Genomic DNA, 12,728 nt, shown 5'->3' on the forward strand with positions numbered 1-12,728 from the left:
AAAATGACCCAACAAGATCCTCCCGTCTCGCAACCCGTGGACGTGCCCGCTGGTGAAGACCAGGTCAAGACGCTGCCCCAGGAGCAGCCCGCGCAGGAGGCTCCCGAGCTGATTACGCCGGCGCAAGCCGACGCGCCGCCGTCCGCGCGGCCTGCCAGGGGACGCAACGCCGCCCCCGCCGCCGGCGCGATACGCTTTGAAGATGTGGTGACGGGGCAGTTTGACGCCGACGAGGAGGACATCGCCCTGGCGCCGCCCAAGCGTGTGCTGTCGCCGCAGCCCGAGACCCCCAAGCTGCACAAGGTGCTGGCGCAGGCCGGCCTGGGTTCGCGTCTGGAGATGGAGCAACTGATCCTGGAGGGGCGGATTTCGGTCAATGCCGAGCCGGCCCACATCGGGCAGCGCATCCAGTTCGGCGACACCGTGAAAGTCAACGGCAAGCCCATCCGCGTGCGCATAGACCCGCCGCCGCCGCGCGTGATCGCCTATCACAAGCCCACGGGCGAAGTCGTCACGCACGACGACCCGCAGAACCGCCCGACGGTTTTCCGGCGCCTGCCCAAGCTGTTTCAGGGCAAATGGCAGTCGGTGGGGCGGCTTGACCTGAACACCGAAGGCCTGCTGCTGCTGACCAGTTCCGGCGAGCTGGCCAACAAGCTGATGCACCCGCGCTTCGGCCTTGAGCGCGAGTACGCGGTCCGCGTGCTGGGTGCCCTGAACAACGAAGAGAAAAACCGCCTGCTCGACGGCGTGACCCTGGACGACGGCGTCGCCCAGTTCGGCTCCATCGAGGCCGGTGGCGGCGAAGGCGCCAACTGCTGGTACCGGGTCACGATTTCCGAAGGGCGCAACCGCGAGGTGCGGCGCATGTTCGAGGCGGTCGGCCACGCCGTGAGCCGCCTGATCCGCATCCGTTACGGGGCCATGGTGCTGCCGCGCGGCCTCAAGCGCGGCGCGTTTGTTGAGCTGGACGAGCGCGACATCTGGGCCCTCACCAATGCCGTGGCGCGTTCCGAATCCCGCGCCGATCCGCGCGCTGCCGCGGGAGGCCCCCAGGCGGGCGCGCCGGGCGGCGAAGGCGGTGAACCCCGCCAGGGACGGGGCCCGCGCAGGAACGAGCGGCCGCGCGGCGGGCGCGACCGGTTTGCGGCGCCGCCGGCGGAGGCTCCTTCCGGGGCCGCTGCGCAGGGCGGTGACGAGCAGGAGCCCGACGACTCGCAGCCGCCGCTTCCGCGAAACGATTCCGCGCCTCGCGGCAACCGGCGCCGCGGCGGAAAAGGCCGCGGCCAGGGTGGCAATGCCGGTCCCGGACCCCGCAACGGACCGCCTCCCGGTAATGGCATGCAGGGGCAAAAACGGCGCGACGACCGCGGTGACCGCGGCGACAAGCTTCCCGGCGGCGCCCAGCCCGACCCCATGAAAACCTCGTTCGGCTATATAGGCGCGGACACCTTCACGCGGCAACGCCAGGGCCAAGGCCAGCAGCGCCGCGGCGGCTCCGGCATGGGGGGCGGCGGCAATGCCGGCGGCCAGCGCCGTGGGGGCGGCGGGGGCGGAAACCGTGGGGGCGGCAATCGCGGCGGTGGAAACCGTGGCGGAAACCGTTGAGCGCCGCAGAAGCACTTTGAATCACAGGGTTGATCTGCGGTAGAAAGCCCGCAGGTTAAAATCATGGGCTTTATTCAATTTTTGAATAATTTAAAAATCCAAAAAATCTCAGTTAAGGAACTTTCATGGCAATCGAACGCACTCTCTCCATCATCAAACCCGACGCAGTGGCCAAAAACGTGATCGGCCAGATTTACGCGCGTTTTGAAGCCGCCGGCCTGAAGGTTGTGGCCGCCCGCATGGCCCACCTGTCGCAAGGCGAAGCCGAGGCTTTCTACGCCGTGCACAAAGAGCGTCCTTTCTTCAAGGACCTGGTGTCCTTCATGATTTCCGGCCCGGTGATGATCCAGGCACTGGAAGGCGAGGGCGCCATCCTGAAGAACCGCGACCTGATGGGCGCCACCGACCCGAAGAAGGCCGCTCCCGGCACCATTCGCGCCGACTTCGCCGACAGCATTGACGCCAATGCCGTGCACGGTTCCGACGCCGCGGAAACCGCCAAGGTGGAAATTGCCTTCTTTTTCCCCGGCATGAACGTCTACTCGCGTTAAACCATGTCCGACCCCATGCTTCGCTACCCTTTGCCGGGGCTGTCGCTTGCCTGGGGCGGTTCAGCCGGTTGCCTGCTGCGATGACGGCCAACCTTCTTGACTTCGATCTCGATGGTTTGGCCGCCTTCTGCGAGCGGCTCGGTGAAAAGCGCTTTCGCGCCACCCAGCTTTTTCGCTGGATCCATCAGAAAGGGGCGACCGATTTCACGCAGATGACGGACCTCGCGAAGTCCCTGCGCGAAAAGCTCACCGGTTCGGCCCATATCCAGGGACCCAAAGTGGTCTCCCGTCACGATTCCGCCGACGGCACCGTCAAATGGCTGTTTGACGTCGGCGCGGGCGATGTCATTGAAACCGTTTTCATTCCGGAAACCGACCGAGGTACCCTGTGCATTTCCTCGCAGGCGGGCTGCGCCGTGGGTTGCCGCTTCTGCTCGACGGGCCACCAGGGCTTCAGCCGCAATCTGACCACCGGGGAAATCATCTCCCAGCTGTGGTTTGCCGAACACTTCCTGCGCCAGCACCTGGGCCGCGAAGAGCGCGTCATCTCCAATGTGGTCATGATGGGCATGGGTGAGCCGCTGCAAAATTACGGGCAACTGGTTCCGGCCCTCAAGGTCATGCTGGACGACCATGGCTACGGCCTGTCGCGGCGCCGTGTGACGGTTTCCACCTCCGGTGTGGTGCCCATGATCGACCGCCTTGCGGGCGATTGCCCGGTGGCCCTGGCTGTCTCGCTGCATGCGCCCGAAGACGCGCTGCGCGACAACCTCGTGCCGCTGAACAAAAAATACCCCATCGCGGAATTGCTCGAGGCCTGCACCCGCTACCAGGCGTCGGCCCCCCGGGATTTCATCACCTTCGAATACTGCATGCTGGACGGCGTGAACGACCAACCCGCGCATGCGCGCCAGCTGGTGGCGCTGGTCCAGGCGCACGCGGCGCGCGGCCTCTCCTGCAAATTCAACCTGATTCCCTTCAACCCTTTTCCGGCCTCCGGCCTCAAGCGATCGGACATGCCGCAGGTCGCCGCATTTGCGAAAATCCTGATGGACGCGGGCATTGTGACCACGGTGCGCAAAACCCGGGGAGACGATATCGACGCGGCCTGCGGGCAACTCGCGGGCGATGTGCAGGACCGCACGGGTGTGGAACAGCGCATGGCCGCCCAGCGACAAGGTATGCTCGGGGGAATTAAAGTCGTTGTGGCCAAGGGGATGGGTGTATGAGGTTTTTCTCCAATGTGATCTGGTTGCCGGCGTGCGCGCTGGTCGTGATGCTGGCGGGATGCGCCAACCAGCAGGGCTCTCCCGGGGCGGCCGGGGCTTCCGGCGGCCGCACCGACATCGTCACCGAATCGGATGAGCCCGACGGCCGCAGGCGCGCGCGGCTCAGGCTTGAACTGGCCTCGGGCTATTTCGAGCAGGGCCAGACCAATGTGGCGCTGGACGAGATCAAGCAATCGCTGCAGGCCGACCCGAGCTTCGGGGATGCCTACAACCTGCGCGGCCTGGTGTATATGCGCCTCAACGACATTCCGATGGCCGAGGACAGCTTTCGCCGCGCGCTCGCGCTGAATCCGCGCGATGCGGACGCGGCGCACAACTACGGCTGGCTGATGTGCCAGCAAGGGCGCTACAGCGACGCCCTGCGCATGTTCGGCCAGGCTGCGTCCAATCCCAACTACGGGGGCCGGGCCAAGACACTGATGACGCAAGGGGTCTGCCAGGTTCGCGCGGGGCAGCGCGCCGAAGCCGAGCAAAGCCTCATGCAGTCCTACGAGTTGGACGCGGGCAATCCCGTCACCGGCTACAACCTGGCCCATCTTTTGTATGAGCGCGGTGAACTGACTCGCGCCCAGTTCTACATTCGCCGTATCAACAACAGCGACCTGGCCAACGCCGAAAGCCTGTGGCTGGGCATCAGGACCGAACAAAAGCTGAACAATCGCAGCGCGGTGCTGCAGCTGGGCGACCAGCTGAAAAAGCGCTTTGCGCAGTCCCGCGAAGCGGCTGCCTATGAGAAGGGCGCTTTCAATGAGTGAGCTTGACCCGGCACCCCTGGGGCCCTCGAGCAGCGAAGCGGCGCCCTCCGGCTTCAGTCACAGCAGCATGCCGGCTCCCGGTGCGACGGCGGGTAGCCTGCTTCGCGAGGCCAGGGAAGCTGCGGGCATCCACATTGCCGCGCTTGCGGTGTCGCTCAAGGTTCCCGTGAAGAAACTCGAGGCGCTCGAACAGGACCGCTTCGACCTGCTGCCCGATGCCGTTTTCGTGCGGGCACTGGCCTCCAGCGTGTGCCGCACCCTCAAACTCGACGCGGCCCCGGTGCTGGGCCTTCTGCCCCAGACCAGCGCGCCCAAGCTGACCTATCAAGGAACGAGTATCAATGCCCCGTTCCGCTCGCCGGGCGAAGGCCCCGGGCCTTCGATCTGGACCCAGGTTTCCAGGCCAGCCGTTCTGGCGGGCCTGCTCCTGCTGCTGGCGGCCCTGGTCCTGATTTTCCTGCCTGCCGTCAAGCAGGACGGCAGCAACGGCAAAGCCGAAACCGCCGACTCGACCATGCCGCCGGGCGGTGCCGATGCGGGCAAGCCCTTGCCGGTGGCCATTGCCGGCTCCAGCCTTGCCAAGCCCGCCGCCCAGGCCGAGCCCTCCAGCGCGTCCGATGCCGCCGCCGGCAGCGCGGCAACGGCGGCTCCTTTGTCCATCGCGGCACTTCCCCCGGCGGTGGTTAACCCCGCGCCACCGGCAGCCAGTGTCTCCGCGCCTGCCGCCGCAGCCGTGGCACCTGCGGTGCCGTCGGCAGCTGCGGTGCCGTCGGCAGCTGCGGCTGCGGCGCCCGTCGCCGCCGCCTCGCAGCCCATGCCCGCGGGCATCGTGACCTTCAGCGCCAAGGGTGAATCCTGGGTGGAGGTGACCGATGCCAGGGGCACGGTGGTGCTGCGCCGCACCCTGACGGCCGGTGAAGTCGCCGGCGCATCCGGCGTGTTGCCGCTGGCCGCCGTGGTCGGCAAGGCCGACCTGACGCAGGTGCAGGTGCGCGGAAAGGCCTTCGACCTGAATGCCGTCGCCAGGGACAACGTTGCCCGTTTCGAGGTGAAATAGTGCCGCAGGCAAGCCTTCCCATTGAATCCGCCTTTCCCAAGGCGCGGCGCTCCCTCCAGGCGCAGGTCGCCTGGGGTTCGCGCATCGTCACCGTGGGCGGCGACGCGCCGGTGCGCGTGCAGTCCATGACCAATACCGACACGGTGGACGCCATAGGCACCGCTATCCAGGTCAAGGAGCTCGCGCTGGCGGGCTCCGAGATGGTCCGCATCACGGTCAACACGCCGGAAGCTGCCCAGGCCGTGCCTTACGTGCGCGAGCAGCTCGATCGCATGGGCATCGATGTGCCCCTGATCGGCGACTTCCATTACAACGGCCACCGGCTGCTGACCGACTATCCGGACTGCGCCCAGGCCTTGTCCAAATACCGCATCAACCCCGGCAATGTCGGCAAGGGCGACAAACGCGACCGTCAGTTCGGCCAGATGATAGAAGTCGCCATGCGCTGGAACAAGGTCGTGCGCATAGGCGTGAACTGGGGCAGCCTGGACCAGGAACTGCTGGCCAGCCTGATGGATGAAAACAGCGCGCGCGCGGTGCCCTGGGACGCGAAGCAGGTGATGTACGAGGCCTTGATCACCTCCGCCGTGGAATCGGCCCAGCGTGCCGAGGAAATGGGCATGCCCCGCAGCCAGATCATCCTGTCCTGCAAGGTCAGCGGCGTGCAGGACCTGATCTCGGTCTACCGCGAACTGGCCCGGCGCACGGACCACGCGCTCCACCTGGGCCTGACCGAAGCCGGCATGGGCACCAAGGGCACGGTGGCCTCGGCCACGGCGCTGTCGGTTTTGCTGCAGGAAGGTGTGGGTGACACCATACGCGTTTCCCTGACCCCGCAGCCTGGCGAGGCTCGCACCCAGGAAGTGGTGATCGCCTCCGAAATTCTCCAGGCGCTGGGCCTGCGTACCTTTGTGCCCAGCGTGACGGCCTGCCCCGGATGCGGCCGCACCACCAGCACCACCTTCCAGGAGCTGGCCAAGCAGATTGACGACTTCCTGCGCGCCCAGATGCCCGTCTGGCGCGAGCAATACCCCGGCGTCGAAGGGCTCAAGGTCGCCGTGATGGGCTGCATCGTCAACGGCCCTGGCGAGAGCAAGCATGCCGACATCGGCATCAGCCTGCCGGGCTCCGGCGAGGCACCGGCCGCGCCGGTGTTCATCGACGGCGAGAAAAAGCTGACCCTGCGCGGCGACAACATCGCGCAGGAGTTCCAGGTCATCGTTGAAAACTACATTGAAAAACGCTTTGGCACGCACGCCGTCGCTGAAGCTGTCTGACACCCATGGCTGAAAAAACAGTTGCCGCCACGGCGGAGAAGCCCGCTTTGGCGAAGACGGAAAAACTCCTGGCCGTCAAAGGCATGAACGACATCCTGCCGCCCGAATCGGCGCGCTGGGAGTGGTTCGAGGCCAAGGTGCGCGCGCTGATGGCGCGCTATGCCTACGCCAATGTGCGCACCCCCATCGTCGAACCGACGGCGCTGTTCGTGCGCGGCCTCGGCGAGGTCACCGACATCGTCGAAAAAGAGATGTACTCCTTCGTGGACTCGATGAATGGCGACAGGCTCACGCTGCGCCCCGAGGCCACGGCCGGCATCGTGCGCGCCATGGTCGAACACAACGCGCTGTACAACGGGCCCATGCGGGTCTGGTCGGCGGTGACTCTGTTTCGCCACGAAAGGCCGCAAAAGGGGCGCTACCGCCAGTTCCACCAGATCGACGTCGAGGCCCTGGGCTTTGCCGGGCCCGATGTGGATGCCGAGCAGATCCTGATGTGCCGGGCGCTGCTGCGCGACCTGGGCATTCCCATGGAGCACGTGCGGCTCGAGCTCAACAGCCTGGGCCAGCCGGCCGAGCGCATGGCGCACCGCGCCGCGCTGATCGCGCACTTCGAGGCGCATGCCGACGTGCTCGACGAAGACGCCAGGCGCCGGCTGCACAGCAACCCGCTGCGCATCCTGGACACCAAGAATCCCGCCATGCAGGCCATCGTCGAAGCGGCGCCGCAGCTGATGGACTTCCTCGGCGAAGCTTCGCTCGCCCACCTGAACGCGGTGCGCGCGGTGCTCGACGCGGCGGGGCTGGCCTACCGCATCAATCCGCGCCTGGTGCGCGGCATGGACTACTACAACCTCACCGTATTCGAGTGGATCACCGACAAGCTCGGCTCCCAGGGCACGGTCTGCGGCGGCGGGCGCTACGACGGCCTGTTCGAGCAACTGGGCGGCAAGCCGACGCCGGCGGTCGGCTGGGGCATGGGCGTGGAGCGCATGCTGCTGCTGCTTGAGGCGGTCGGTGTGCTGCCGCCCGACAACGCGCCCGACGCCTACGCCATCCTGCCGTCAGCCCAGGCCTTGCCCGCCGCCATGGCGGCCTGCGAGGCCCTGCGCGGCGCCGGCATCAAGGTGCAGATGCACGGCGGCACCGCCGAGGGGATGGGCAGCATGAAATCCCAGTTCAAGAAGGCCGACGGCAGCGGCGCGCGTTATGCGCTGATTTTCGGCGATGACGAACTGGCCCAGGGGCGTGTCGCCGTCAAGCACCTTCGCGGCGAAAAAGACCAGGCCCTGCAGGCCCAGGCGCTCCAGCCGCTGGACGATGTGGCGGCCTGGGCCCATACCCTGCGCGGCTGAACCGGCGGGCTGCGCCCCCGGCGGGGCGCCTGTCGCTGGCCTCTACAATCACCCCAACTCAATCCGCGCCGTCACCGGGCAGAACAAGAAGACTTTTATGGCAAAACACCTCGATTTGGAAGAACAGGAACAGCTTGACGAGCTCAAGCACTTCTGGAAACAGTACGGTGACATGATCACCTGGGCGCTGATTGTTGTGTTGGGCGCCTTCGCGGCCTGGAATGGCTACCAGTACTGGCAGCGCAACAAGGCGGCGCAGGCCGCGGTCATGTACGAAGAGGTCGAGCGTTCCGTGCAGTCGGGCGACGTCGCCCGGATTGACCGCTCCCTGGCCGACATGAAAGAGCGTTTCAGCGGAACCGCCTATGCGCAGCAGGCCGGACTGCTGGCCGCCCGGGCCTACTACGACAAGGGCAACCTCGATGCCTCGCGTGCCGCCCTGAACTGGGTTGCCGAAAAAGCCTCCGATGAAGGCTACCAGGCCATCGCGCGCCTGCGCCTGTCGGGCCTGCTGCTCGAGAAGAAGGCCTACGACGAGGCGCTCCAGCAGGTTTCGGGCAGCTTCCCCAAGGGTTTCACGGCGCTCGCCGCCGACCGCCGCGGCGACATCTTCGCCGCCCAGGGCAAAAAGGCTGAAGCCAAGGCGGAATATGAGAAGGCCTACAAGGAGCTCGACGAGCGCACCGAATACCGCCGGCTGGTGGAAGTCAAACTCAATGCGCTGGGTGTAGACCCGGCCGCGCAGGCCAAATCCGCAACCGCAGCATCGACTACCGAGGTGAAGAAATGATCCGTCCGTCTTTCAGGCCCCTGGCCCATGCCGTGCGAGTGCCGGCCCTCATCCTGCTGGTCGCCGCCGTGGGCGGCTGCTCGATGTTCGGTAGCGGCCCCGTCAAGCCGCAGCCCGCAGAACTCCAGCCGGTGACGGCCCTGGTATCGGCCCGCCAGACCTGGACCACGCGTGTCGGGCAGGTGAATTTCCCGCTGGATACCGGCGTTGCCGGGAGCAGCGTGGCCGTGGCCAGCGGCGACGGCACCGTCGCCCTGATCGACGCCCAGACCGGCCGCGACCTCTGGCGCCTCTCGCTCAATACGCCTTTGGCGGCGGGCGCCGGCAACGACGGCAAAGTCGTGGCCGTGGTCACCAAGGCCAATGAAATCGTCGCCCTGCAAGACGGCCGCGAACTGTGGCGTCAGAAGCTGGGCGCCCAGGCCTTCACCGCACCATTTGTGGCCGGTGCACGCGTGTTTGTGCTCGCGGCGGACCGCTCGGTCAACGCCTTTGACGGGCAGACCGGGCGCAAGCTCTGGACCCAGCAGCGTCCCAATGAGCCCCTGATCCTGCGCCAGTCCGGTGTGATGCTGGCCGTCGGCGACACCCTGGTGGTGGGCCTGGCCGGCCGCCTGGCGGGCCTGAATCCTTCCACCGGCAGCATCCGCTGGGAAGCCCCGATCGCGACGCCGCGCGGCATCAACGACGTGGAGCGCCTGGTCGACCTGGTCGGGCACGTCAGCCGGCAGGGTGACGTTGTCTGCGCGCGGGCCTTCCAGGCCAGCGTCGGCTGCGTCAACGCCGCCCGCGGCAACCTGCTCTGGACCAAACCCGCCAATGGCGTGCAGGGCCTGGACGGCGACGACCGTTTTGTCTTCGGCACGGAAGCCGACGGCAACGTGGTTGCCTGGCGCCGCACCGACGGCGAGCGCGCCTGGACCACGGACCGACTGCGTTACCGCGGCCTGACCGCGCCGCTGGTGGTGGGGCGTTCCATCGCCATCGGCGACTTCACGGGTTACCTGCACCTGCTGTCGCGTGAAGACGGTTCCCTGCTCAACCGCCTGCCCACCGACGGCACCGCCATCGTCGCCACCCCCGTGCTGGTGGGCAATACGCTGGTTGCCGTGACCCAGGGCGGCGGCGTTTACGGCTTCCAGCCCCAATAAAGGGCCTTTCGGCCCCGCCAGAAACTGATTGATGAAACCTGTCATTGCGCTAGTCGGCCGCCCCAACGTGGGCAAGTCGACGCTTTTCAACCGGCTGACCAAGACGCGGGATGCGATCGTGGCCGACTTTGCCGGCCTGACGCGGGATCGTCATTACGGTAACGGCAAACTGGGCCCGCACGAGTACATCGTGATCGACACCGGCGGCTTCGAGCCCGACGCGGCCTCCGGCATCTACAAGGAAATGGCCAAGCAGACCCGGCAGGCGGTCGCTGAAGCCGATGTGGTGATTTTTGTGGTCGATGCCCGCGCCGGCCTCAATGCGCAGGACCACGATATCGCCAAATACCTGCGCAAGCTGGGCAAGCCCACGGTGCTGACGGCCAACAAGGCCGAGGGTATGACCGAAGGCGTGCAACTGTCCGAATTCTTCGAGCTGGGCCTGGGCGAGGTGCTGCCGGTTTCCGCCTCGCACGGCCAGGGCATGCGCACGCTGGTCGACACGGCGCTGGCGCCGCTCAACCTGCCGGACCCGGAAGAAGAGGCCGAGCCGCAGGATCCTTCCGTCATCCGCCTGGCGGTGGCCGGGCGCCCCAATGTGGGGAAATCCACGCTGATCAACACCTGGCTGGGCGAAGAGCGCCTGGTCGCGTTCGACCTCCCCGGCACGACCCGGGATACCATTTCGGTGCCTTTCGAGCGGGCAGGGCAGAAGTACGAGCTCATCGACACCGCCGGGCTGCGCCGCAAAGGCAAGGTTTTTGAGGCCATCGAGAAGTTTTCCGTCGTCAAGACCCTGCAGGCCATTGAAAACGCCAATGTGGTGCTGTTGCTGCTGGACGCCACCCAGGGCGTGACCGACCAGGACGCCCACATCGCCGGCTATATCCTGGAAAGCGGCCGTTCCGTGGTGGTGGCCGTCAACAAATCGGATGCCGTGGACTCCTACCAGCGCGAGCTGCTGGAGCGCTCCATCGAAACCCGGCTGGGTTTTCTCAAGTTCGCATCCATCCACGCGATTTCGGCCATCAAGCGCCAGGGCCTGGGCCCGGTCTGGAAGTCCATCGTGCAGGCCCATGCCTCGGCCAACCGCAAGATGTCCACCCCGGTGCTGACCCGGCTGCTGCTCGAGGCGGTGCAGTTCCAGCAGCCGCAGCGTTCCGGCGTGTTCCGGCCCAAGCTGCGCTACGCCCACCAGGGCGGCATGAACCCGCCCATCATCATCATCCACGGCAACTCGCTGGAGCACGTCACCGAGTCGTATAAACGCTACCTCGAAGGGCGTTTTCGCAAGGAGTTCGACCTGGTCGGCACCCCTCTGCGCATCCAGATGAAAAGCTCGCACAACCCCTTTAAGGACAAGGAATCGGCCTAGGACTACATGACCGGGGCCGAGCGCTGTGGTAAGGTCAGGTTCTATTAACTTTTGAACACGGAAAATATCGTGAGCAATAACAAAGGCCAGCTCTTGCAGGACCCATTTCTCAACACCTTGCGTCGCGAGCATGTTCCTGTTTCCATCTATCTCGTCAACGGGATCAAATTGCAGGGCCAGATCGAATCCTTCGATCAATACGTGGTTCTGCTTCGCAACACTGTGACCCAGATGGTCTACAAGCATGCGATTTCCACCATTGTTCCCGGCCGCGCGGTGAATTTCGCGACCAGCGAGTCTGAAGAAAGCCCCGCCAGCTGAGTTCGTCCGATGCTCCGGTGAGCCCGAAACCCCTTGTGCTTCTGGTGGGGGTGGATCTCGGTTTGCCGAACTTTGATGCTGATCTGCAGGAACTGGGTTTGCTCGCGCAAACAGCGGGCCTGCAGCCGGTTGCGCGCGTCACCTGCAAGCGCAGGGCGCCCGACGCCGCGCTTTTTATCGGCAGCGGCAAGGCCGACGAAATCAAGCTATTGGCGCTGGACACCGGCGCCACCGAGGTTTTATTCGACCAGTCCCTGAGCCCGGCGCAGCAGCGCAACCTCGAGCGTCACCTCGACATGCCGGTCAACGACCGGACCCTGCTGATCCTGGAAATCTTCGCCCAGCGCGCGCGCAGCCACGAGGGCAAACTGCAGGTCGAACTGGCCCGGTTGCAATACATGTCCACGCGCCTGGTGCGCCGCTGGTCCCACCTGGAGCGGCAAACCGGCGGCGCCGGCGTGCGCGGCGGTCCGGGTGAAAAGCAGATCGAGCTCGACAAACGCATGATCGGCGACGCCATCAAGCGCACCAAGGAGCGCCTGGCCAAGGTCAAAAAACAGCGGCAAACCCAGCGCAAGCAGCGCGAGCGCCGCAATTCCTTCACCATCTCCCTGGTGGGCTACACCAACGCGGGCAAGTCCACGCTGTTCAATGCGCTGGTCAAGGCGCGCGCCTATGCCGCCGACCAGCTGTTCGCCACGCTGGACACCACCACGCGCCAGCTCTACCTGGGCGACGCCGGGCGCTCGGTTTCGCTGTCGGACACCGTGGGTTTTATCCGCGACCTGCCGCACGGCCTGATAGACGCCTTCGCCGCGACCCTGCAGGAAGCCGCCGACGCCGACCTGCTGCTGCATGTGGTGGATGGCGCCAACCCCGACTACCTCGAGCAGATCGAGCAGGTGCAGCGCGTGCTTTCGGAGATTGGCGCGGCCGACGTGCCGCAAATACTTGTCTTCAACAAGCTGGATGCCATTGAAAAGGACAACATGCCCCTGCAACTGCAGGACATGTTCGAACTCAGGGACGCGTTTGAGGGCTCCAGCCGCAGTGCTGAACGGGTGTTCGTGAGCGCCCGGACAGGCGAGGGCCTGCCGCTTCTGCGCGCCTTGCTGGCCGGCTACGCGGCCCATCCGCCGGCCGAGGAAATCCCCTTGGCCACCGAAGACCTTGTCTGATATGGCGAATTCATTAGGCAC

Annotated in this window: 12 protein-coding genes; all 12 read left to right on the top strand. The window is 65.9% G+C overall.

What is annotated here, in order from left to right:
* Nucleotides 1-3: 3 nt before the first annotated feature.
* The 12 genes from PMI15_RS15995 to hflX all read left to right on the top strand — a co-directional run bounded on the left by PMI15_RS15995 (nt 4) and on the right by hflX (nt 12,707).
* Nucleotides 4-1,608 (top strand): pseudouridine synthase, encoded by a 1,605-nt coding sequence (locus PMI15_RS15995; protein WP_007871190.1) that lies wholly within the window; start codon nt 4-6, stop codon nt 1,606-1,608.
* A gap of 125 nt (nt 1,609-1,733) precedes the next feature.
* Complete coding sequence (ndk, locus tag PMI15_RS16000) at nt 1,734-2,159, top strand: nucleoside-diphosphate kinase (protein WP_007871196.1); 426 nt, start codon at nt 1,734-1,736, stop codon at nt 2,157-2,159.
* An 80-nt stretch (nt 2,160-2,239) separates the two neighbouring features.
* Nucleotides 2,240-3,388: a 23S rRNA (adenine(2503)-C(2))-methyltransferase RlmN gene (gene rlmN, locus PMI15_RS16005; RefSeq protein WP_007871198.1), complete on the top strand. Its 1,149-nt coding sequence runs from the start codon at nt 2,240-2,242 to the stop codon at nt 3,386-3,388.
* On the top strand, nt 3,385-4,203 hold the full coding sequence (gene pilW, locus PMI15_RS16010) for a type IV pilus biogenesis/stability protein PilW (RefSeq protein ID WP_007871200.1): 819 nt from the start codon (nt 3,385-3,387) through the stop codon (nt 4,201-4,203). Before rlmN ends, pilW begins: the two co-directional genes overlap by 4 nt.
* Nucleotides 4,196-5,260: a helix-turn-helix domain-containing protein gene (locus PMI15_RS16015; RefSeq protein WP_007871202.1), complete on the top strand. Its 1,065-nt coding sequence runs from the start codon at nt 4,196-4,198 to the stop codon at nt 5,258-5,260. The genes pilW and PMI15_RS16015 overlap by 8 nt, the downstream gene beginning before the upstream one ends.
* 20 nt (nt 5,261-5,280) lie before the next feature.
* Nucleotides 5,281-6,537 carry a flavodoxin-dependent (E)-4-hydroxy-3-methylbut-2-enyl-diphosphate synthase gene (gene ispG, locus PMI15_RS16020; protein ID WP_238541138.1) on the top strand — a complete coding sequence of 419 codons (1,257 nt, stop codon included), beginning with the start codon at nt 5,281-5,283 and terminating at the stop codon, nt 6,535-6,537.
* A 5-nt stretch (nt 6,538-6,542) separates the two neighbouring features.
* A complete protein-coding gene (hisS, locus tag PMI15_RS16025; RefSeq protein WP_007871204.1) occupies nt 6,543-7,892 on the top strand; it encodes a histidine--tRNA ligase in 1,350 nt (449 codons plus the stop codon).
* 97 nt (nt 7,893-7,989) lie between these two features.
* Nucleotides 7,990-8,682 carry a tetratricopeptide repeat protein gene (locus tag PMI15_RS16030; RefSeq protein ID WP_007871205.1) on the top strand — a complete coding sequence of 231 codons (693 nt, stop codon included), beginning with the start codon at nt 7,990-7,992 and terminating at the stop codon, nt 8,680-8,682.
* Nucleotides 8,679-9,833, top strand: coding sequence for an outer membrane protein assembly factor BamB (gene bamB / locus PMI15_RS16035; protein WP_007871206.1), 1,155 nt, complete (start codon nt 8,679-8,681; stop codon nt 9,831-9,833). Before PMI15_RS16030 ends, bamB begins: the two co-directional genes overlap by 4 nt.
* Before the next feature lie 31 nt (nt 9,834-9,864).
* Entirely contained in the window at nt 9,865-11,208 is a 1,344-nt protein-coding gene (gene der, locus PMI15_RS16040) for a ribosome biogenesis GTPase Der (protein WP_007871207.1), read from the top strand.
* 51 nt (nt 11,209-11,259) lie between these two features.
* On the top strand, nt 11,260-11,529 hold the full coding sequence (hfq, locus tag PMI15_RS16045) for an RNA chaperone Hfq (protein WP_074574082.1): 270 nt from the start codon (nt 11,260-11,262) through the stop codon (nt 11,527-11,529).
* Nucleotides 11,526-12,707, top strand: coding sequence for a GTPase HflX (hflX, locus tag PMI15_RS16050; RefSeq protein ID WP_036839414.1), 1,182 nt, complete (start codon nt 11,526-11,528; stop codon nt 12,705-12,707). Before hfq ends, hflX begins: the two co-directional genes overlap by 4 nt.
* The last annotated feature ends 21 nt before the right edge of the window (nt 12,708-12,728 follow it).

The sequence above is a fragment of the Polaromonas sp. CF318 genome, assembly GCF_000282655.1.
GTDB lineage: Bacteria > Pseudomonadota > Gammaproteobacteria > Burkholderiales > Burkholderiaceae_C > Polaromonas.

Coding starts and splice junctions, on each gene's coding strand:
- PMI15_RS15995 (WP_007871190.1), top strand. CDS start 4: ATGACCCAACAAGATCCTCCCGTCTCGCAACCCGTGGACGTGCCCGCT.
- ndk (WP_007871196.1), top strand. CDS start 1,734: ATGGCAATCGAACGCACTCTCTCCATCATCAAACCCGACGCAGTGGCC.
- rlmN (WP_007871198.1), top strand. CDS start 2,240: ATGACGGCCAACCTTCTTGACTTCGATCTCGATGGTTTGGCCGCCTTC.
- pilW (WP_007871200.1), top strand. CDS start 3,385: ATGAGGTTTTTCTCCAATGTGATCTGGTTGCCGGCGTGCGCGCTGGTC.
- PMI15_RS16015 (WP_007871202.1), top strand. CDS start 4,196: ATGAGTGAGCTTGACCCGGCACCCCTGGGGCCCTCGAGCAGCGAAGCG.
- hisS (WP_007871204.1), top strand. CDS start 6,543: ATGGCTGAAAAAACAGTTGCCGCCACGGCGGAGAAGCCCGCTTTGGCG.
- PMI15_RS16030 (WP_007871205.1), top strand. CDS start 7,990: ATGGCAAAACACCTCGATTTGGAAGAACAGGAACAGCTTGACGAGCTC.
- bamB (WP_007871206.1), top strand. CDS start 8,679: ATGATCCGTCCGTCTTTCAGGCCCCTGGCCCATGCCGTGCGAGTGCCG.
- der (WP_007871207.1), top strand. CDS start 9,865: ATGAAACCTGTCATTGCGCTAGTCGGCCGCCCCAACGTGGGCAAGTCG.